General features: G+C 64.6%; 21 protein-coding genes and 1 riboswitch. Of the genes, 13 read left to right on the top strand and 8 right to left on the bottom strand.

All coding sequences use genetic code 11. The annotated features are described in order from the left end of the window. Nucleotides 1-60: 60 nt before the first annotated feature. From LOY54_RS08865 to LOY54_RS08820, 10 genes are all read left to right on the top strand, one after another. A complete protein-coding gene (locus LOY54_RS08865; RefSeq protein ID WP_258610177.1) occupies nucleotides 61-1,869 on the top strand; it encodes a sigma-54-dependent Fis family transcriptional regulator in 1,809 nt (602 codons plus the stop codon). A gap of 5 nt (nucleotides 1,870-1,874) precedes the next feature. Continuing rightward, nucleotides 1,875-2,079, top strand: a riboswitch (cobalamin riboswitch). Nucleotides 2,080-2,184: 105 nt separating this feature from the next. Further along, a complete protein-coding gene (locus tag LOY54_RS08860) occupies nucleotides 2,185-2,571 on the top strand; it encodes a ferredoxin (RefSeq protein ID WP_045202155.1) in 387 nt (128 codons plus the stop codon). Beyond that, nucleotides 2,568-3,500, top strand: a complete 933-nt coding sequence (locus tag LOY54_RS08855) for an ABC transporter substrate-binding protein (protein WP_258610176.1) — start codon at nucleotides 2,568-2,570, stop codon at nucleotides 3,498-3,500. The genes LOY54_RS08860 and LOY54_RS08855 overlap by 4 nt, the downstream gene beginning before the upstream one ends. Before the next feature lie 133 nt (nucleotides 3,501-3,633). After that, nucleotides 3,634-4,551, top strand: coding sequence for a citrulline utilization hydrolase CtlX (gene ctlX, locus LOY54_RS08850; RefSeq protein ID WP_093387627.1), 918 nt, complete (start codon nucleotides 3,634-3,636; stop codon nucleotides 4,549-4,551). A gap of 20 nt (nucleotides 4,552-4,571) precedes the next feature. Then, nucleotides 4,572-5,618 carry an ornithine cyclodeaminase gene (locus LOY54_RS08845; protein WP_258610175.1) on the top strand — a complete coding sequence of 349 codons (1,047 nt, stop codon included), beginning with the start codon at nucleotides 4,572-4,574 and terminating at the stop codon, nucleotides 5,616-5,618. A gap of 248 nt (nucleotides 5,619-5,866) precedes the next feature. Beyond that, nucleotides 5,867-6,646 (top strand): ABC transporter substrate-binding protein, encoded by a 780-nt coding sequence (locus tag LOY54_RS08840; RefSeq protein ID WP_045202161.1) that lies wholly within the window; start codon nucleotides 5,867-5,869, stop codon nucleotides 6,644-6,646. 75 nt (nucleotides 6,647-6,721) lie between these two features. Further along, complete coding sequence (locus LOY54_RS08835) at nucleotides 6,722-7,447, top strand: ABC transporter permease (protein ID WP_038996184.1); 726 nt, start codon at nucleotides 6,722-6,724, stop codon at nucleotides 7,445-7,447. Then, nucleotides 7,444-8,157 carry an ABC transporter permease gene (locus LOY54_RS08830; protein WP_045202163.1) on the top strand — a complete coding sequence of 238 codons (714 nt, stop codon included), beginning with the start codon at nucleotides 7,444-7,446 and terminating at the stop codon, nucleotides 8,155-8,157. Before LOY54_RS08835 ends, LOY54_RS08830 begins: the two co-directional genes overlap by 4 nt. 3 nt (nucleotides 8,158-8,160) lie before the next feature. Then, the gene (locus LOY54_RS08825) at nucleotides 8,161-9,012 is read left to right on the top strand and encodes an ABC transporter ATP-binding protein (protein ID WP_258610174.1); all 852 of its coding nucleotides are present in this window, start codon (nucleotides 8,161-8,163) and stop codon (nucleotides 9,010-9,012) included. A 12-nt stretch (nucleotides 9,013-9,024) separates the two neighbouring features. Beyond that, nucleotides 9,025-9,519 carry an Lrp/AsnC family transcriptional regulator gene (locus LOY54_RS08820; RefSeq protein WP_010224632.1) on the top strand — a complete coding sequence of 165 codons (495 nt, stop codon included), beginning with the start codon at nucleotides 9,025-9,027 and terminating at the stop codon, nucleotides 9,517-9,519. Between the two features lie 9 nt (nucleotides 9,520-9,528). On the opposite strand, the gene LOY54_RS08815 is transcribed toward LOY54_RS08820, so the two are convergent. The 8 genes from LOY54_RS08815 to LOY54_RS08780 form a co-directional block, all read right to left on the bottom strand. Next, nucleotides 9,529-10,581, bottom strand: coding sequence for an AI-2E family transporter (locus LOY54_RS08815; RefSeq protein WP_045202231.1), 1,053 nt, complete (start codon nucleotides 10,579-10,581; stop codon nucleotides 9,529-9,531). Between the two features lie 12 nt (nucleotides 10,582-10,593). Further along, nucleotides 10,594-11,361 (bottom strand): DUF4892 domain-containing protein, encoded by a 768-nt coding sequence (locus LOY54_RS08810; protein WP_258610704.1) that lies wholly within the window; start codon nucleotides 11,359-11,361, stop codon nucleotides 10,594-10,596. Between the two features lie 145 nt (nucleotides 11,362-11,506). After that, nucleotides 11,507-12,361, bottom strand: coding sequence for an alpha/beta hydrolase (locus tag LOY54_RS08805; RefSeq protein ID WP_258610173.1), 855 nt, complete (start codon nucleotides 12,359-12,361; stop codon nucleotides 11,507-11,509). After that, entirely contained in the window at nucleotides 12,358-13,152 is a 795-nt protein-coding gene (locus tag LOY54_RS08800; protein ID WP_258610172.1) for an alpha/beta fold hydrolase, read from the bottom strand. Before LOY54_RS08800 ends, LOY54_RS08805 begins: the two co-directional genes overlap by 4 nt. Nucleotides 13,153-13,244: 92 nt before the next feature. Next, nucleotides 13,245-13,592 (bottom strand): hypothetical protein, encoded by a 348-nt coding sequence (locus LOY54_RS08795; protein WP_045202171.1) that lies wholly within the window; start codon nucleotides 13,590-13,592, stop codon nucleotides 13,245-13,247. Nucleotides 13,593-13,692: 100 nt separating this feature from the next. Further along, nucleotides 13,693-14,148 carry a phosphohistidine phosphatase SixA gene (gene sixA / locus LOY54_RS08790; protein ID WP_045202173.1) on the bottom strand — a complete coding sequence of 152 codons (456 nt, stop codon included), beginning with the start codon at nucleotides 14,146-14,148 and terminating at the stop codon, nucleotides 13,693-13,695. Beyond that, entirely contained in the window at nucleotides 14,145-14,492 is a 348-nt protein-coding gene (locus LOY54_RS08785) for a DUF4389 domain-containing protein (RefSeq protein WP_045202175.1), read from the bottom strand. The genes sixA and LOY54_RS08785 overlap by 4 nt, the downstream gene beginning before the upstream one ends. A gap of 13 nt (nucleotides 14,493-14,505) precedes the next feature. Continuing rightward, nucleotides 14,506-15,531, bottom strand: coding sequence for an NAD(P)H-dependent glycerol-3-phosphate dehydrogenase (locus LOY54_RS08780; RefSeq protein WP_258610171.1), 1,026 nt, complete (start codon nucleotides 15,529-15,531; stop codon nucleotides 14,506-14,508). 171 nt (nucleotides 15,532-15,702) lie between these two features. On the opposite strand from LOY54_RS08780, the gene LOY54_RS08775 reads away from it, so the two are divergent. Genes LOY54_RS08775 through LOY54_RS08765 form a run of 3 tightly spaced genes read left to right on the top strand, consistent with a single transcriptional unit; the run spans nucleotide 15,703 to nucleotide 20,632 of the window. After that, nucleotides 15,703-17,814, top strand: coding sequence for a TonB-dependent siderophore receptor (locus tag LOY54_RS08775; protein WP_258610170.1), 2,112 nt, complete (start codon nucleotides 15,703-15,705; stop codon nucleotides 17,812-17,814). Beyond that, nucleotides 17,814-18,707, top strand: coding sequence for an ABC transporter substrate-binding protein (locus tag LOY54_RS08770; RefSeq protein WP_258610169.1), 894 nt, complete (start codon nucleotides 17,814-17,816; stop codon nucleotides 18,705-18,707). Before LOY54_RS08775 ends, LOY54_RS08770 begins: the two co-directional genes overlap by 1 nt. Then, nucleotides 18,704-20,632, top strand: coding sequence for an ATP-binding protein (locus LOY54_RS08765; protein ID WP_258610168.1), 1,929 nt, complete (start codon nucleotides 18,704-18,706; stop codon nucleotides 20,630-20,632). Before LOY54_RS08770 ends, LOY54_RS08765 begins: the two co-directional genes overlap by 4 nt. Nucleotides 20,633-20,778: the final 146 nt, after the last annotated feature.

The following is a 20,778-nucleotide window of genomic DNA, read 5'->3' as shown; positions in this document are numbered from 1 at the left end:
GACTGAACAACACTGGATCACACAAAAACAACAACACTGCCGCCGGCAGAGGACGGGCCCATGGCCGCATCCACCAGCGCCCATGCGCAACTGATCCAGGCGTCCTGGCAGCGCTGCCGCGCCTACGGCCTGGACCACCAGTCGCAACCGCAGTTCGGCGACGCATCTACTGTGCAGGTCAGCGAGCTGCTCGAACGCCAGCACTCGCTGCTGGGCACCACTCGCGACGAGGTGCTGCCGCAGTACGCGCACCTGCTGGGTAACTCCAGCTACCTGATCATGCTCAGCGACGATCACGGCCAGTTGCTCGATGCCTGGGGCACCCGGCGCTTTATCGACCCGCGCCAGCGCCACGGCTTTGTCGCCGGTGCCTGCTGGCGCGAGCAAGGGGTGGGCACCAACGCCATCGGCACAGCCCTGGCCACCGGCGAGGCGGTGCATGTCAGCCAGGACGAACACTTCCTCAAGCTCAACCGCTTCATGGCCAGCGCCGCCGCGCCGCTGTTCGATGCCGAGCGCCAGCTGATCGGCGTGCTCGATGTGTCCAGCGACAGCTACCTGCCGACGGCGCAAACTCAGGGCCTGGTACGGATGATGAGCCAGAGCCTGGAGAACCGCCTGATCCTGGCGCGTTTTGCCGGGCACTACCAACAGCTGAGCTTCAACACCGGGGCCAACAACCTCGACAGCCAATGGGCCGGGCTGCTGGTGATCGATGACCAGGGCCGGGTGCTGGCGGCCAACCGTCGGGCCGACAGTCTGCTTGGGCAGAACCCACTGCAACTGAACCTGGAGCAGTTGTTCCGCACGCCGCTGGCGCAACTGTTGGCCCACCGGGCTGACCAGCCATTTGCGCTGCAGGTGGCCGGGCGCAACCGCTTCCATTGCCTGCTGCATGCCCCCACAGCATCACCCGCAGCAGCGCTCAACCGCCCGCAACCCAGCTGCGATCCGCGTATCGACAAGGCCCTGCGCCAGGCCGGGTTGCTGCTGGAAAAAGACATCCCGCTGTTGATCGAGGGCGAAACCGGCGCCGGCAAGGAGGTCTTTGTCACCGCCCTGCACCGCGCCAGTAGCCGCGCCACGCAGCCATTGATTGCGGTGAACTGCGCGGCGATTCCGGCCGAGCTGGTCGAGTCGGAGCTGTTCGGCTACGAGAAAGGCGCGTTCACCGGCGCCCACCACAAGGGCAACATCGGCCTGATCCGCAAGGCCGACCGCGGCATTCTGTTTCTCGATGAAATCGGCGACATGCCGCTGCCCACCCAGGCACGCCTGCTGCGCTTTCTGCAAACCCGCAGCATCCAGCCATTGGGCAGCGGCGAACCGACGCCGGTGGATATCCGCGTGGTCTCGGCGACCAACCACAACCTCGCCGAACAGGTGCGCCTGGGTCATTTTCGCCAGGACCTGTACTACCGCATCGCCGGCCTGAGCCTGATGCTGCCACCGCTGCGCGAACGCAGCGACCGCCTGGCCCTGATCGAACAGCTCCACCAGCAGTACCGCGAACCGGGGGCACCGACGCAATTGCCCGGCAAAGTGCTGGAACTGCTGCTTCAGCATCCCTGGCCGGGCAACCTGCGACAACTGGCCAGCGTGCTGCAGGTGGCCCTGGCGTTGGCCGGCGAACGGCCGATTGCCGTGGAGCACCTGCCCGACAGTTTCTTTGCCGACCTGCCTGAGGCCAAGCCCGCCGCGCCAGTGCTGGCCACGCCGGCAAACACTGACGATCTCGGCCAGCGCCTGCGTGCCCTCAATGGCAATATCTCGGCCCTGGCCCGGGCCCTCGGCATCAGCCGCACCACCCTGTACAAGCGCCTGCACACCCAGGGCCATGCCGGCGCAGTTGACGAACGCCTGGGCTGATGGTCAGATGCCTGCCAGTTTCAGGTGCCTGCCGCCGCCGTGCGTCAGGTGAAACGGGAAGCCGGTGCGTCGTTATCGACCAGTCCGGCGCTGCCCCCGCAACGGTAAGCGAGTGAAGCATTCAACACGCCACTGTGCCCACAGGCACGGGAAGGCGAATGACTTTACGCCTCGCAAGCCCGGAGACCGGCCTGAAGCCCCACGACTGCATGCAGTCACTTAGGCAAACCTGCGGAGGGCGGGCACGAGCCGGCTACCTGGCGCGTGTTGGCCGGGGCCCTCCTGTGCGCTTCGCGAATATTTTTCGAGAAGTCCATGACAGCAACAACCCCCAAACGTCGCCGCGGCCGCCTCGCCGAAGAGCAAATCCAGAGCAAGCCGGAGTGGTCGCAGATCCCCGAGCATACCCGCCATGTGATGCTCTGCACCGGCCCGCGCTGCGTACAACGCGGTGCCCTGCCACTGTGGAAAGTCCTGCGCCGCGAGCTGCTGGTGGCCAACCGCATCGAAACCACTGACGGCGTGCTGCTGACCCGCAGCCATTGCCAGTTCCCGTGCAACCTCGGCCCGGTGCTGACGGTATATCCGGACCGCTGCTGGTACCGGGTAGCCAACGCCGAAGACGCTCAGCGCCTGGTGCGTGTGCACCTGATCGACGGCCAACCGGTGCCCGAGTTGCTGCTCAACGGCCAGGGCTCATGAGGGGGTTGGGCGCCAGCGTGCTGGCCCTGTTGAGCAGCAGCGCCATGGCCCTGGACTATCAGAACTGCGGACACACCTGGCAACTGCCACAGGAGCGCCCGCAACGCATCCTGGCCCTCAACCAGCACGCCGCCGACCTGCTGCTGGCCCTGGACGCCGGCCCGGCGCTGGCCGCCGTCAGCTATATAGATGATGACGCCCGGGCGCTGACCAGCGGACGCTATCGCGGCGTCCCCCTGCTGTCGCGTCGCTACCCGGCAACCGAAGTGGTCTATGCCCAAGGTTACGACCTGCTGGTCGGCGGCTTTGCCAGCGCCTTTCGTGACCGCGACGGGGTCGCCCCGCGCACCACCCTGCAGGCCAACGGCATCGCCAGCTACCTGCTGGAAAACGCCTGCGCGCCAGCGCCGGAAAACGGCTTTGCCGCCATTGAACAAGACCTGCGCAGCCTTGGCCACCTGTTGCAGCGCCAGGACCTGGCCAGCCAGTTGATCACCCGCCAGCGTCAGGACCTGGCCGCCGCCAAAACCATCGCCGGGCACAGCCCGCCGCTGTTGGTGTTCTACCTCGACAGCGAGGTCAACGGCCTGCAAAGCGAAGGCAAGCGCGGTTTCATCACCCAGTTGATCGACGCAGCAGGCGGGCGCAACCTGTACGCCGAGGTGGAGCTAAACCGGGTTACGGTCGATGCCGAGCGCCTGCTGCGCGCCGATCCTGACGTGATCATCCTTGCCGATGCGGTGTGGTCGCCGGCCGCCGGCAAGCGCGCCTACCTGCGCCAGCACCCGGCGCTTTCGCACCTGCGCGCGGTGCGCGACGACCGCCTGATCGACCTGCCCTTCAGCCATATCGTGCCCGGCGAACACAGCGCCCGTACCGCCCTGACTCTGGCGCGCCAACTGCGCGCCTTGAAGCAACAGCGGCCTTGACCCGTCGCAGCAGAATCCGCTGCCAAACCCACTATTTCAGCTTTACCGGCTGAGCACCCAATGCGCTTCAGCCGGGATTTATCCTTGATCACGTCGACAATAAGCACACAGCCAACCCCGGATGCGTGCCTCGATGCAAACAACAAATACAGTCTTGATGATCCGCCCGGCGCGGTTCGCCTTCAACCCGGACACCGCCCTCAACAACCGTTTCCAGCAAGCCCTGCTCGACCCGCAGCAGGCACAGCAGAAAGCGCTGGAAGAGTTCGATGGCTACGTCGATACCCTGCGCCAGCACGGTGTCGAAGTGCTGGTGGTGCAGGACACCCCGGCGCCGCACACCCCTGATTCGATCTTCCCCAACAACTGGTGGAGCAGCCACGCCGACGGCAGCCTGGTGCTCTACCCGATGGAGGGCCAGAACCGCCGCCTGGAGCGCAGCAAGGGCGTGCTCAAGGTGCTTGAAGAGCGCTTCGCCGTCCGTCAGACCATCGATCTGAGCCCCTTGGAACAGCAGAGTATGTATCTGGAAGGGACCGGCAGCATGGTCCTCGATCGCGAACACCGGATCAGCTACGCCTGCCACTCAGGGCGCACCCACACCCAGGCCCTGCGCCTGTTCGCCGAACAGCTCGATTATCGCCTGTGCCTGTTCCACGCCGTCGACCGCCACCAGGCACCGATCTATCACAGCAACGTGATGATGAGCGTCGGCCGCGGGCTCTCGGTGGTCTGCCTGCAGGCGCTGCCCGAGGCCGATGAGCGTCGCGCCCTGGAGCATTCGCTGCGCGACACCGGCAAGGACATCCTGGCCCTGGACTTCGACCAGCTCGAAGGTTTTGCCGGCAACATGCTCGAAGTCCACGACAAGCAAGGCCAGCCACTGCTGGTGATGTCGCGCAGCGCCTGGCGCTCGCTCACCCCAGAACAACGCCGGCAGGTCGAGCAGCACAGCCACCCGGTGGTGGTGAACATCGACCATATCGAGCGCATCGGCGGCGGCAGCGCGCGCTGCATGCTCGCCGAAGTGCACCTGCCTGTCCGTCACTGATTACAACAAAGGAGTTCACCATGACCCGCTATATCGACGTTACCGACCTCAGCCGCCTGGTGGCACGCAAAGGGCTGAGCACCTGCATCAGCGAGATGGCCGAGTACATCCGTGAGGACTACCTGCGCTGGCACGACTTCGAAAAATGCGCGCGCCTGGCCAACCACTCGGCCGACGGGGTGATCGAGCTGATGCCGGTGTCCGATGCCAACCTGTACGCCTTCAAGTACGTCAACGGCCACCCGAAAAACACCCAGCGCGGCATGCTCACAGTGATGGCCTTCGGCGCCCTGGGCGACGTTGATAGCGGCGCGCCGGTGCTGCTCAGCGAGATGACCCTGACCACCGCCATCCGCACCGCCGCCACCTCGGCCCTGGCCGCGCGCTACCTGGCGCGCAAAAACAGCCGCAGCATGGCGCTGATCGGCAACGGCTCGCAGAGCGAGTTCCAGGCCCTGGCCTTCCATGCCCTGCTCGGCATCGACGACATCCGCCTGTATGACCTGGACCCTGCGGCCAGCGCCAAGCTGGTGGCCAACCTCGCCGCCTTCCCGGCCATCAAGGTCAGCGTTGCCGGCTCTGTCGCCGACGCGGTGCGCGGCGCCGATATTGTCACCACGGTGACTGCCGACAAGGCCTACGCGACCATCCTCACTCCGGACATGATCGAACCTGGCATGCACCTGAATGCCGTCGGCGGCGACTGCCCGGGCAAGACTGAACTGCACCGCGAGATCGTCGAGCGTGCGCGGGTGATCGTCGAGTACGAACCGCAAAGCCGCATCGAAGGCGAAATCCAGCAAATGCCTGCCGACTCGCCCACCACCGAATTCTGGCAAGTGGTCAACGGCCAGGCCGCCGGGCGCGAAAGCGCCGAGCAAGTGACCCTGTTCGATTCGGTCGGCTTTGCCCTCGAGGACTACTCGGCCCTGCGCTATGTGCTGGACGTCGCCAAGGCCCTGGACATCGGCAGCGAGATTGCCCTGGTGCCGGAGCTCAAGGACCCGAAAGACTTGTTCGCGCTGCTGCGCGCCCCGGTTGCAGACCTGCAGAAAAAACGCGCCTGAGGCCGACCGATTCTGCCGCGCCGCGGTGCGGCAGATCGGAAACCGCTGCACACGAAGCTCAAACAGGAGGTGCTCCAGCCGATTCGGCTGCCATTCACGCGTTAACAGCAAAATCCGGCAGCCGACGCCGGCGCAAACGACACAAAAAAAACGTCGTCATCGCGCATTCTGAGCCCGACCAGAGAGTCACTAAAAGACCAGAAGCGCACCACTGCCCTACATCAACTATAAAACTCAGGGATACTCATATGACTTCGCTGCGAAAGCTCCTCAGCGTGCTGCTCCTGCCACTGTGCGCAAGTGCGGTGCAGGCCAAGGAATGGACCGAGATCCGTTTCGGCGTCTACCCCGAATACCCCCCTTTTGAATCGGTTGCCGCCGATGGCAGCCTGCAAGGCTTCGACATCGAATTGGGCAACGCCATCTGCGCCAAGCTGCAGGTCAAATGCACCTGGGTGCACAACGAATTCGATGGCATGATCCCGGCCCTGCGAGCACGCAAGTTCGACGCGATCATGTCGTCGATGGCGGTGACCCCGGCGCGACAGAAACAGATCGACTTCAGCGCCAAACTGTTCCTCAGCCCGACCTCGGTTATCGTGCGCAAGAGCGCCGACTTCGGTGATACCCCGGAATCGCTCAAAGGCAAGCAGGTCGGCGTGCTGCAAGGCTCGCTGCAGGAAGCCTACGCCCGCGCCAAACTGGCGCCGCTGGGGGCCCAGGTCAAGGCTTATCAGGCTCAGGACCAGAACTACGCCGACCTGCTCAACGGCCGTCTCGACGCCACCTTGACCGACAAGCTCGAAGCCCAGCTCAACTTCCTTTCCAAACCCGAAGGCGCCGACTTCAAGAGCGGCCCGGCGATCAAGGACCCGACCCTGCCCCTGGACATCGCCATGGGCCTGCGCAAGAACGACAGCGAGCTCAAGGCCCTGCTCGACAAAGGCATTGCCGCGGTGCACGCCGACGGTACCTTCGCCGAAATCCAGAAAAAATACGTCGGCGACCTGGATATCTACAACGAGTAAGCCGTGCCGGCGTGATCAGTTCGCCCTGAGTTGATCACGCCCGCATTTGCCCTGCGTCCTACCGAGATTTTTCCCGTGAACGACTTCCTTCACTCCCATGGCTGGCAGGCCCTGAGCCTGCAGGGCTTCGGCCCGCTGTTGCTGCAAGGGACCTGGATGACCCTGAAACTGGCGCTGTTGTCGCTGGCCCTGAGCCTGGCGCTGGGCCTGTTCGGTGCCAGCGCAAAGCTCTCGCGGCTGAAACTGCTGCGGGTACCGGCCACCCTGTACACCACGCTGATTCGCAGCGTGCCGGACCTGGTGCTGATCCTGCTGATCTTCTACACCCTGCAACTGTGGCTCAACGACCTGACCGAACTTCTCGGCTGGGACTACTTCGAGATCGACCCGTTCACCGCCGGGGTCATCACCCTGGGCTTTATCTACGGCGCTTACTTCACCGAGAACTTTCGCGGGGCGATCCTCAGCGTCCCGGCCGGGCAACTGGAAGCCGCCACGGCCTACGGCCTGAGCCGCGCGCAACGCTTTCGCCTGGTGCTGTTCCCGCAACTGATGCGCTTCGCCCTGCCCGGTCTTGGCAACAACTGGCTGGTGCTGCTCAAGTCCACTGCGCTGGTGTCGATCATCGGCCTGGCCGACCTGGTCAAGGCCGCACAGAACGCCGGCAAGACCACCAACAACACCCTGTACTTCCTGATCATCGCCGGGCTTGTGTACCTGCTGATCACCACCCTCTCCAACCGTCTGTTCAAGCACCTGGAGCGGCGTTACAACACCGGTATCAAGGGGCTGGCACGATGATCGAACTCTTTGAGCAATACGGCCAGGCCTACCTCTACAGTGACGGCGCCGGGCTTTCCGGGCTGGCCATGACCCTGTGGCTGTTCGTCATCACCATGGTCCTGGGCTTTTTCCTGTCGCTGCCGCTGGCCCTGGCGCGGGTCTCGCGCAGCCTGTGGCTGCGCTGGCCGGTGGAGTTCTACACCTTCGTGTTCCGCGGCACGCCGCTGTATATCCAGCTGTTGATCTGCTACACCGGCCTGTACGGGCTGGAGGTGGTGCGCGATCACGCCCTGCTCGACCAGTTCTTTCGCAATGCGCTGAACTGCACCCTGCTGGCTTTCGTGCTCAACACCTGCGCCTACACCGTGGAGATTTTCGCCGGGGCGATTCGCAATATCCCCCACGGCGAGATCGAAGCGGCCCAGGCCTACGGCCTGCACGGCTGCAAGCTGAACCTGTTCGTGGTGCTGCCGGCGGCTCTGCGCCGCTCATTACCGGCTTACAGCAACGAGCTGATCCTGATGCTGCACGCTACCTCGCTGGCTTTTACCGCCACCATCGCCGACATCCTCAAAGTCGCCCGCGATGCCAATGCCGCCACCTTCCTGACCTTCCAGGCCTTCGGAACCGCGGCACTGCTGTACATGTTGCTGTCCTTCGCGCTGGTCGGGCTGTTTCGCCTGGCCGAGCGGCGCTGGATGGGTTTTCTTGTTCCTGCCCGAGGCTAACTCATGACCACTACCGCACACGCCTTGTCGACCGGCGAACACACTCACAGCGCACGTCCAAGCCCGCGCATTGCCAACGTCGCCGCCGATGCCACGGTAAAACTGAGCGTTGCCGACCTGCACAAACGCTACGGCGATCATGAAGTGCTCAAGGGTGTCTCGCTGCAGGCGCGCAAAGGCGACGTGATCAGCCTGATCGGCGCCAGCGGCTCAGGCAAGAGCACCATGCTGCGCTGTATCAACTTCCTCGAACAACCCGATGCCGGGGTCATCACCCTCGATCAGCAGTCCATCGAAATGCGCCAGGGCCGCGCCGGCAGCCGGGCGCCGCACCCGGCGCAGCTGCAGAACCTGCGCACGCGCCTGGCCATGGTGTTCCAGCACTTCAACCTGTGGAGCCACATGACGGTGCTTGAGAACATCTGCATGGCGCCGCGGCGGGTGCTCGGGGTCAGCAGCCAGGAAGCCGAAGCGCGGGCACGCAAGTACCTGGACAAGGTCGGCCTGCCGGCCCGCGCCGCTGACCAGTACCCGGCGTTTCTTTCCGGTGGCCAGCAACAGCGGGTGGCGATTGCCCGGGCCCTGGCCATGGAGCCGGAAATCATCCTCTTCGATGAACCGACCTCGGCCCTCGACCCGGAACTGGTCGGTGAAGTGCTGAAAGTCATACAGACGCTGGCCGAGGAAGGCCGTACCATGCTCATGGTCACCCACGAGATGGGCTTTGCCCGCCAAGTGTCGAGCCAGGTGCTGTTTCTGCATCAGGGCCGGGTCGAGGAACAAGGAAGCGCCGAGATACTTGACCGGCCGCAGAGCGAACGCCTGCAGCAATTTCTTTCCAACCGTTTGAAGTGAAGCCGAACCTGCATGGATACCAAGGTCAACAGCCCACAGACCACGCCGCCCCTGGACCGGATCGACGAAGCGATCATCGATGTGTTGCGCCACAACGGGCGCATCACCTATGAAAAGCTCTCATCGCTGGTGCACCTCACCCCTCGCCCATGCCTGGAACGGGTGCGCAAGCTGGAACGGCGCGGAGTGATTCGCGGCTATGGCGCGATCATCGATGTGCAGATGGTTTCGCCGGGGCTGTCGCTGCTGGTGCTGGTGGCCCTCTCCAACCAGAGCGGGCGCGCCGCGCAAAAGGCCTTCGAGGCCTGCGTGCGCGCCTGCCCGCAGGTGTTCGACTGCCAGCTGATCAGTGGCCACTTCGACTACAGCTTGCGCATGCGCTGCCGTGACATGGAGCACTACCGGGTGCTGACCGAAACCTGGATGAACAACGACGAGCTGCACATCGACAAGCTGGTCGCCCACCCGGAGCTGGCGGTGGTGAAGAACACCGCCCCCCAGCTCTAGGCCATCAACTCAGGTACGCGGCGGCGCCACCGGCCCGCTGCGCGACCAATCGAGCAACAGGCTGTAGGCCACCGCCAGCAAGGTCGGGCCGATGAACAGGCCGATAAAGCCGAAGGCCAGCAAGCCGCCAAACACCCCGAGCAAGACGATCACCAGCGGCAGGTTACCGCCACGGCTGATCAGGTAGGGTTTGAGCACGTTGTCGACGCCGCTAATGATGAAGGTACCCCAGAGGCCGAGGAACACCGCCATGCCGTACTCGCCCTGCCAGGCCAGCCAGGCGGTAGCCGGCACCCAGGCCAGCGGTGGGCCCATGGGAATCAGGCTGAGCATGAAGGTGACAATCCCCAGCACCAGCGCCCCTGGCACACCGGCAATCAGGAAGCCGATCAGCGCCAGTACCGCTTGCGCCGCAGCGGTGCCGATCACGCCGTTGACCACCCGTTGCACGGTACCTGCCACCAGTTCGAGGTAGTACTCGGCGCGCTCGCCGATCAGGCGGTCCAGCAAGCGCAGGACAAACGCCGCCAGGCGCGGCCCGTCACGGTAGAAGAAGAACACGAAGACCAGGCTCAGGGTCAGCTCGAGAATGCCGCTGCCGATCTGCGCGCTGCGCGCCAGCAGCCAGTTGCCGACCTGGCCCAGGTACGGCTTGATGGTGACCAGCAACGCCGCGCCTTGCTGGTCAATGGTGTTCCACATGCCCACCAGGCGCTCGCCGACAAAAGGCACGCTGCCCAGCCAGCCCGGCGCATCGGGCAGGCCATCGACCTGCACGTCGCGCACGAAGGCGGTGGCATCGCGAATATGGTCGGCCAGGTTGAAGCCCAGCCACACCAGCGGCAACGCCACCAGCAATATCCACAAGGTGGTCAACAACCCTGCGGCGAGGGTTTCGCGACCGCCGAGCAGGCGCGTCAACAGGCGCATCAGCGGCCAGCTGGCGTAGGCCAGGATGGCCCCCCAGAGCAGCGCCGAAATGAACGGTGCCATCACCCAGAGGCCTGCGCCAAGCAGCGCCAGCAGGATGATCTGCACCAGCAGGCGGTCATTATTGGGCATCATGTTTCTCGATCAACGAATCAGTTCGACGTGGAAACCATCAGTCTCGGCGCTACCCACTTCCAGTCGCGCCGAACGTACCCCGGCCCTTACCAGTTGCTCACGCCAGTCTTGCGCCTTGGCCCCGCTCAGGCTCACACGCAAGGTGGTGTTGTTGTTCAGGCTGCGTCCGATCAGCTTGACCCAGGCCGCGGGCGGCTTGCCGTTCAAATCAGGGTAGTCGAGCTTGCCGGTGTCGAGCAGTTCGCGCATCAAGGTGGCGGGCGTGGGCAGCAACTCGCCCAGGGGCGCATCGGCGACGAACTCTTCGACGTGCAGGTAAGCACGCTTGTTGCCACGGGTGATGCTGTACAGGGCGACCAGGGTGTTGCTCTGCTCGGCGGAGCGGCGCAGCAGAATGAACGCCTGTTGCTCGTCGGCACCCGACAACGTGCGGTTCTTGAACACCTCGTTGGCCCACAGGCTGTTCTCGCCACAATCACGCGCCTGGCACCAGAACAACGGATAACCGCCATCGTTCTGCAGGGCTTCGCGGGCGGCGGTGAAGGCTTCGTTGGCACTGCGCTCGCGGGGCAGCTCATAGGTGGTGGAGCTGACCTGGCCGCGGCTTTCGATCTTGCCCTCGACCCGCAGCTGATTGCTGATCTTGCGCAGGCCGCCCAAGGGGTAGATGCGCTCCTGCTGTACAGCCGCGCGCTGATCGACCACCTTGGCGTCCAGCGGAACCGGCAGGCCGTCGGCCAGCAACGGCAGGCTGGCGAGAACGCCGAGCCCGGCCATGGCCGCCCGGGTAAGCAATTTGAGCCTCATAGGCTCGTCACCGAGCGCGGGGCGTCAAGGTGGTCAAATGATGTGGCGTTGTCTTGCTCGTTCATGGTTGTCTCCCTGTTCAACCCGCCAAGCCTCGACAGTTGCCGGTCACAAGTCAAGAAATGCCAAAGAAGCGATTGAAACAGTCTGCAACAAGGGTTGCGCCGGCCTCGTCATTCAGGTGCAGATGATGACCGCCCGGCAGTTGTTCTCGCTCAAAGGGTAGCTGCTCGAGCAACTCGCTGTGGCGCGCCAGCATGCCGTCGGCGGCCACCACCAGTTTCGCCGGGCAGGCGATGCGCTGCACGAAGCTCATGGCCTGGGCCTGGTTCAGTCGCGTGGGCGATGGCAGGGTCAGGCGGCTGTCGCTGCGCCAAGTGTAGCCACCGGGTACCGGCATCAGCCCACGCTGGGCAAGTAGCTCGGCCGCCTCGCGGCTGACCGCCACCAGGCCCTTCATGCGTGCCTCGATGGCCTGCTCGAGGGTCGGGTGCACGGCCTTGCGCTTGCTGTCCAGGCGCAGTTGCGCCTGCAGGGCCATGCCCATGCGTTCGGCGGCATCCTGCGGGCCGCTGGTGGGCGGGATGACCCCGTCGATCAAGGCCAGGCGGGTGATGCGTTCGGGCAAGGCGCCGGCCAGCAGCACCGAAATGATCGCCCCCAGCGAGTGCCCGAGCAGGGCAAAACGCTCCCAGCCCATCTGCTCGGCCACCCGCAGTACATCGTGGGCGTAGTCGGCCAGGGCGTAGCCGGCGCCGGCCGGGCGATGCTCGGAATGGCCATGGCCGGCCAGGTCCAGGGCGAGGATGCGCAGGCCCTTGAGCCGGGGCGCCAGGCGGGCAAAGCTGTTGGCGTTGTCCAGCCAGCCGTGCAGGGCAATCACCGGCAAGCCGTCGGCCGGGCCGAACAGGTGCGCGGCCAGCTCGATATGGCCCAGGTTCAGGCGTACTTCTTCCATTTCAGTGCTCATGTCGGGGTGTCCTGCCAGCGCTCGAACAGGCCCTTGATCAGGCTGGCGGTATCGCTCGGGTGCTCCAGCGGAAACATATGACCGCCCGGCAGGCTGTGGTATTCGCCCCTGGGCATGCCACGCACGGCCAGGGCGTGATGGCGCTTGACCACCCGGCTGTGGCTGCCACGGACCATGGCCAGGGGCAGCTGCAGCTGTTTGGCCGGGCTCGGGCTGGTGTGCGGCAGGCTGCGGTAGATGCTGATCTCGGTAGCCGGGTCAAAGCGCAGGCGCAAGCCGTCTGCGCCGGGCTGCAGGCCATGCTCAAGGTAGGCGTCCAGGCATTCGGAATCGAAATGGCGGAACAGCGTTTTGCCAGCGAAATAGGCCCGTGCGCTGTCACGGTCGGCAAAGGCTTCGCGGCGGCCCAGGGTGCGCCCGGCCGGGGTGATGCGATCGATGAAGCCCATGCGCTTGGCGGCCTGGATCAGCCACTGGTCGACCCGGGTCAACACCGGCGAATCGAGCATCACCACGCCGCGGTAGTACTGCGGGCAGCGCAGCGCCGCATGCAGATGCAACACACCCCCCAAAGAATGCCCGACGCCCCAGACCGGGCCCGGCTGTTGCTCCAGGTGATGGATCAGCTCGTCGACCAGGTTCTGCCAGTTGTCGTTGACCGGAAAGCGCGGATCGTGGGCATGCTGGGCCAGGTGGCTGACCTGATAGTCCGGCGCCAGCGCCGCAAAGAGCTTGCCGTAGGTGGCCGAGGGAAAGCCATTGGCATGGGCGAAGAAGATCTGCTGCGACATGGCCGCCAATCCAGAAGGAAGTGATGGCTCATTGTCGGCAACCGTGCCCGTGGCGGCAATGTCCGGAAAAGCCATCGGCGACGGCAATCAGGTCAATACTCGCCGAAACTGGCCATCGAGCGGCGCAGGCAGGCCTGCATATAGGCCAGTTGCTGCTCGAGGGCTTCGCGGGCGCGACGCTTGTCTTCGACATCGAGCTCAAGCCGGCGCAGGGCCAGGCAACTGGTCTGCAGCAGGTGTGACATGCGAATGCTGGCCTGGCGCAGTTGCTCCAGCTCGTACTGGCCTTCGAACTTGCGCAGCAGGTAGTCGAGCTTGGCGTCGGCGCTGTCCTGCAACATGCGGTACTCGGCAAAGTCCAGCGCCTGGTGCTTTTGCACCTTGTCGAGCGCCGGCTGCACGTCGGCCGAGTACACCAGATCCAGATGTCTACTGCTCATAGTCCAATTCCCTGGGACACCCTGCCCCGCAACTTGATTGCACGCTAACAAGGTGTACCGGGCACGACAACTGGTAAAAATGCTAGGTCGATCAGCGGATTTATGGATGATTCAGGCCACGCAAGGTCATCAGCCCCGCCAGCGGCCACTCACCCTCGAGTTCGGCCAGGCTGGCGGTGCTCATCGGCGCCGGAGGTTGGCGGCTGCCATGCGCCAGCAGGCTGACCAGGTTGCCCACCAGCGGCTGGTGACTGACCAGCAACACTTCGTTCACGCCCAGGTTCTCCAGCTCACTGATTACCGCGTGCGGGTCACTATCGGGGGTCAGCCACGGCACGGTCTGCACCGGTTTGCCGAAGCCGAGGGCTTCGTGGACCAGCGCCGCAGTCTGCTGGGCGCGCACATAGGGGCTGGCGAGAATCACCTGCAGCGGCTGCCCGAGCAACTGCGCCGCGCTGCGCAGCACCTGCTCGCGGCCATGGGCGGTCAGACGGCGCTCGGCATCGGTGTTGGCCCGCTGCTCGGCTTCGCCGTGACGCAGCACCCACAACTTCACAGCTTCGGCTCTTCGTCGCGCACCGGGTGCGCTGCCGGCGGCACGCTGTGGGCAGCCTCGCCTTCAGGCGCACGCGGGGTTGGCCAGTCGGCGAATGGCCAGGGCTTCTGGTCACTGTGGAAGCTGCCGAAGCGGCCGATCTGGGCCAGGAACTGGCTGAGGCTGTCGCCGAAATTCATCAGGCTGGCACTCGGTGCGCCGTAGATAAGCCGGTAGATCAGTTGCACCAGCACCAGGCCACCGAGCAGCAGCTCGGCCAGTTGCCAGACCACCAGGAACACCAGCATCCACAGCACGCGCAAGATGATCGACTCGCGCTGGGTCTGGTTTGAAGAATCGTTCATGTCCTGCTCCTGCTTAGTTGAAACCGCTGGTGGAGATAAAGTCGACATCGGTTTTCGGCTCGCCACGCATCAACAGCTCGATCACCTGGGTCAGGGTCCGGCCTTCGAACAGGATCGCATGCAAGCCGGCGACCAGGGGCATGTACACCTGGACCTCCTGGGCTTTGACCTTGAGCACCTTGAGGGTGTTCACCCCTTCGGCCACTTCGCCCAGGCGGCTGACCGCCTCATCCAGGCTCAGGCCCTGGCCCAGGGCATGACCGACCTGGTAGTTGCGGCTCTTGGGCGAGGAGCAGGTGACGATCAGGTCACCGACCCCGGCCAGGCCCAGGAAGGTCATCGGGTTGGCGCCCTGGCTGACGGCAAAGCGGGTCATCTCGGCCAGGGCGCGGGTAATCAGCATGCTCTTGGTGTTCTCGCCCATACCCAAGGCCACGGCCATCCCGGCAATGATTGCGTAGACGTTCTTCAACGCCCCGCCCAGCTCGACACCAAAGCGGTCGCCGCTGGCATAAACACGGAAGGTGCGCCCGTGCAGCACAGCCTGGACCTGCTGGCAGAGGGCCTCGTCTTCACTGGCGACCACGGTGGCGGTCAGCGCGTGCTCGGCCACTTCGCGGGCCAGGTTCGGCCCGGACAGCACGCCGATGCGCGCCTGGGGGGCGATTTCTTCGAGGATCTGGCTCATCAGCTTGAAGCTTTGCGCCTCGATGCCCTTGGTCAGGCTGACCAGCATTTTGCCGACCAGCAGCTGGGCATGGGGCGCCAGCACGCTGCGCAGGGCGCTGGAAGGCAAGGCGACGAAGATCAGCTCGCAGGCCTGCAGGGTCGCCAGCAGATCATTGACCGGCTCGACCCCGGCATGCAACTTGATGCCCTTGAGGTAGCGCGGGTTCTCGCGGTTGCTGCGCATGGCCTCGGCCTGCTCGGGGTCGCGCATCCATTGGCGCACCCGAACACCGTTTTCTGCCAGCAGATTCGCCACGGCGGTGCCAAAACTCCCGCCTCCCAGAACTGCAACAGGCTGCTGTTCAGTCATATCCAATCCGTTAAAACCAATTTAAGTGGCGACCTGCGCATTATACGGAGCGCCGGTGCCAGAGCCAGTGGCAGATGACCGAATCGCCGCTGGGTAGCGTCGCGCCATGACTGGAAAATGCCCACCACTCGGTTAACATGCCCGACTTGAACCTGTTACCAAGGCCGCACTGTGTCTTTTGGCCCGACCTGCAAACGCCCTTTATTACTGCTGACTGCCCTGCTCAGCGGCCCCAGTGTGGCTGACGACCTGTTCGTCGACAGCCAGGCTTTGCCGCAAGTGCTCACCGCCACCCGCCTCAAGCAATCGCCAGCGGCGGTGCCGGGCAGCATGACCGTGCTCGACAACGAGCTGATCCGCGCCAGCGGCGCCCGCGACATACCCGAACTGCTGCGCCTGGTGCCGGGGATGATGATCGGCTACGGCGCCGGCAACCAGCCGACGGTCAACTACCACGGCAGCAACGTCAACGATGCCCGGCGCATGCAGGTGCTGATCGACGGCCGCTCGGTGTACCGCGCAGGCCTGGCCACGGTGGACTGGAGCGATATCCCGCTGGCCATGGAAGACATCGAGCGCATTGAGGTGTTCCGCGGCCCCAACACCGTCAGTTACGGCGCCAATGCGCTGATGGCGGTGGTCAATATCCTTACCCGCAGCCCGGCCGACAGCCACGGCACGCGCTTGAAAGTCACCCGTGGCCAGCGCGGCATCAATGACTGGTACGCAAGCCAGGGCCTGGGCTGGGACGGTGGCGACCTGCGTCTGTCATTGTCGGGCATGCAGGACGACGGCTTCGACGAGAACCACCTGGGCCAGGACTACCGCGACAGCCGCCGCCTGAACCGCTTGAGCCTCAGCGCCAGCCACACCCTGGCCAGCAACCAGAGCCTGGAGTGGCAGTTCGCGGCCAAAGAAGGCAGTGACCAGCGTCCTTATACCTATAAACCGGTGTTTCCCTATGTTACTGCCGCCGGCAACAACGCCGACCTCAACGCCAAGGATTACGCCGGCTCGCTGCGCTGGAACATCGACTTCAACCCGAACCATAGCCTGTACATCCACGGCTCGGCCCAGCACTGGGAACGTGAACAGGTGTGGCGCGCCTGCGATGCGGCGCTGTCGTTCAGCCCGCAACTGACCCAGCTCTGGCGCCTGAACCCGAACTACGCCGAGCAGGTGGCGCGCAACATCGCCTCACCCCTGCCCGCCGGCAGCAGCGAGGAGACCGCGCTGGCCACGCAAGTCCAGCAGCAATGGCGCAACGGCGGCGCGCAGCAGGTGTGCGGCGACATCGACCAGAGCACCCGGGAAACCCGCTACGACCTTGAAGTGCAGGACACCCTGAGCCTGTCCGACAGCCTGCGCCTGGTCAGTGGCGCCAATTACCGCTACGACCGCGCCGACTCGCAGACTTACTTCAATGGCAGCCTCGACGACAGCACCTGGCGCCTGTTCGGCCACCTGGAATGGCGCGCCGACGAGCACTGGATCCTCCAGGGCGGGGCCATGTACGAAGATGCCCGGCTGTCCGGCAGCTCGCTGACCCCGCGGGTGGCGGTCAACTACCTGATCACCCCGCGCCATGGCCTGCGCGCGGTGTACTCGGAGGCGGTGCGCTCGCCGGACATGTTCGAGAACAACGTCAACTGGAGCTACCGGGTCAATAACCTGGAACCTGGCGCCTTCGGCCAGCGCGACGCCGATTACTTCGTCAAGACCCGCGGCCCGGGCGATCTCGAGCAAGAGCGCATGCGCTCGCGGGAACTGGGCTATAACGGTTACTTCGCCGATGCCGACCTGAGCGTCGACCTCAAGCTGTTCTACGACGAAATCACCGGCATGATCAGCGAACCGCTGCGCAACAACCAGTACATTGCCAGCAACAGCAACAAGGCCCGCTTCAGCGGCAGCGAAGCGCAGCTGGACTGGCGCCTGAGCCCGGCCGATCGCCTGCGCCTGACCTACGCCTACGTCGATGCCTGGGCCAGCAACCCGGCCGACCGGCGCCTGAGCGCCCACAACAGCGGTTCGGCCGGCTGGCTGCGGGACTGGGGCGGCGGCTGGTCCAGTGCGCTGTTCTACTACGGCGACGATGCCCTCAACCAGTACCGCTTCGAACGCGTCGATTTACGCGTGGCCAAGCACCTTCGCTGGAATCGTACCAGCCTGGAGCTGGCCGGCATGCTCCAGCAGCGCCTGGATGACGAGCCGACGACCATCTACGACAACCGCTACGACAGCCGTCACGTGCTGTCTTTCAGTGCGGAGCTGGCGTTCTGATGCGCCGCCTGCGGCGCTGGCTGCTGCTGGTCTGCCTGTGGCCCCTGGGCAGCCTGTCGGCCAGTGAGATCCTGCTCACTGCCAGCCAGGACAACCCCGGCGTACGCAGCTTCGTCGAGGCCTTGCGCGAGCGCCGCCCGGCCGACCAGGTGCGCTTCGTGCCGGTGGCCGAGCTGCCACGACCGAGCCAGATTAAAGCCGCCACCCGCTTGATCCTGCTCGATGGCGCCAGCCTCGAATGGCGCCTGAGCGAAAGCGCCGGTCCACCGGCGCTGGCCTTGCGCGTCAGCCGCGTCCAGGCCCAACAGCGTCTGGGCAGCCTGCGCCCGCCTTACCTGAGCCTGCTATGGAGCGACCCGCCGCTGGCCCGCCAGCTGCGCCTGACCCGCTACCTGTTGCCGCAGGCCAAGCGCGTGGGCGTGCTGTATGCCGAGCACAGCCAGTTTCTGCTCGACGAGTTGCGCAAGGCGGCCAGCCCGTTGGGCCTGGAGATCATCGCCGAAGCCTGGCCAGACCTGCGCGACAGCCGCCCACTGCAAAGTCTTCTGCAAAACAGCGATGTACTGCTGGGCATCGACGATCCACAGTTGTACAACTCGAAAACGGCGAAAAACGTTCTACTCAGCAGCTATGGCCGGCAAATGGCGCTGATCGGGCCTAATGCCGGCTTCGTCAAGGCCGGCGCCCTGGCCAGTACCCTGAGCGATCAGGACGACTGGCTGGCGGTGCTCGAGCAGCTGCTCAACCAGGCCCCCAATCGCTGGCCACGCACGCTCTATCCGGATCACTTCAACGTGCTCGGCAACCAGCAGGTGGCCCGCGCCCTGGGCATCGAAGCGATTGACCCGTCCGCCGCCGCCCTGGCCCTGGCCGAAGGAGAAAGCACACCATGAGACGGCGCCTGAGCTGGGACATCCACACCCGCACGCAGATCATCAGCCTCGGCCCGGCCCTGTTGCTGACCCTGCTGCTGATCAGCTTCTTTACCTTCGTGCGTATCCAGGATTTGCGCCAGGAGCTCAACCACACCGGTCAGTTGATCGCCAACCAGTTGGCCCCGGCCTCCGAATACGGGGTAATCGCCGGTAATAACGAAGTGCTCGAAAGCCTCATGCGCGCGACCTTGAGCATCCCCCACGTGCGCTTTCTCGAGGTCCAGGACAGCAGCAACCATATCCTCGTGTATGTCGAGCAGCCGGACGAAAGCAACAACCGCGCACAGCAAGTCGAAGTGTTCCAGGCCCCCATTCGCCTGCAGCAGATCCGCCTGGACAACGACTTTTTGCACAGCAACGCACCGGCCAGGAGCATCGGTGACGACTATCTGGGCCGGGTAATCGTCGGCATGTCGGACGACGCCTTCAGCGAGCGCCAGCAGGAAATCGTGGTCAAGGCCGGGATCCTCGCGCTGTTTGCCCTGCTGTTCACCTTTATCCTCGCCCGGCGCCTGGCCCTGAGCCTGGCCAAGCCGATCAGCGACATGGGCCATGCGGTCAAGGCCATCCAGCAAGGGCAGTTCAATGCGCCGCTGCCGGTGGTCGACGACAGCGAACTGGGCCATCTGGCGCGGCACATCAACAACCTTGCCAGCGCCCTGGGCACGGCCAGCCATGAACAACAGCAAGCCATGTCGCAGCTGATCCAGGCCCGCGAAGAAGCCGAACAGGCGAACAAGGCCAAATCCGACTTCCTGGCGATGATGAGCCACGAACTGCGCACGCCCATGAACGGCGTCATGGGCATGCTGCAACTTCTGGAAACAACCCCGCTCAACGAGGAGCAGGCCGAATACACCGCGGTGGCCAGCGAGTCGACCGGGCACCTGCTCAAGGTCATCAACGATATCCTCGATTTCTCGCGCATCGAGCGCACCAACCTCGAGCTTGAGCATATCGACTTCAACCTCGGCGAGCTGATCGGCAGCAGCGTGCAGTCGTTCCAGCACCTGGCCCAGCAGCGCCAGCTGGAGCTGGAGCTGCGCCTGCCGCCGGGCATGGAACAACTGCAAGTGGTGGGCGACCCGACGCGCATTCGCCAGGTGCTGCTCAACCTGATCGGCAACGCCCTGAAGTTCACCGAGCGCGGCAGCGTGCACATCGAACCGCGCTGGCAGGTGCTCGACCGCCAGCTGGTCTGGTTCACCTGCGCGGTGCGCGACACCGGCATCGGCATCGACAGCACCCGCCTGGAGATGATGTTCGTTGCCTTCCAGCAAGCCGACAGCTCGATCTCACGCCGTTATGGCGGCACCGGCCTGGGCCTGTCGATCGCCCGCACCCTGGCCGAGCGGATGGGCGGAACCCTGCGCGGCGAAAGCCGTGAAGGCCTGGGCTCGACCTTTACCCTGGAAATGCCCCTGGCCCTGTCGACCGCGCAAACGCCGCGCCTGCCCAGTGGCCTGACCCGCCCCGAAGACGACGGCCAGGGCCGACGGATCCTGCTGGTCGAGGACAATCCGGTGAACCAGACGGTGATCGAAGCGATGCTGCGCAGCCTGGGCTTTGAAGTCTGCGTTGCAGTTGATGGCGCCCAAGCCGTGGCCCAGGCCGGACGTCAGCGCTTTGCCGCCGCACTGATGGATTGCCGCCTGCCGATCATCGATGGCTACGAGGCCACCCGGCGCATTCGCCTGCTGCCACAGGCGGCGGCCATGCCGATCATCGCCCTGACCGCCAATGCCTTGCAGGGCGATCGCGAGCGTTGCCTGAACGCCGGCATGAACGACTACCTGGCCAAGCCGTTCAAACGCACTGATCTGCAGCAAATTCTGCAACGCTGGCTGCCCGGTCAGACAGCTGTGACTGGCGATAAATGCTAAATTGCGGCAGTCTAAGAGACTGGACAAGCGCCGCGAAGGGCTTGAAAATAAAATTTCAGTGCACAAGTGTACTTCTTTGCCCCGTGCGCTGTGACTTTCACTACAACGCAATAGTCTATGTGTAGGCTGCCGGCTCAAACGCTAGC

Source organism: Pseudomonas sp. B21-032 (assembly GCF_024748965.1).
In the GTDB taxonomy this organism is placed as follows: Bacteria; Pseudomonadota; Gammaproteobacteria; order Pseudomonadales; family Pseudomonadaceae; genus Aquipseudomonas.
Note: the sequence above shows the minus strand (reverse complement) of the source record. Positions and strands in the feature narration are given on the sequence as shown.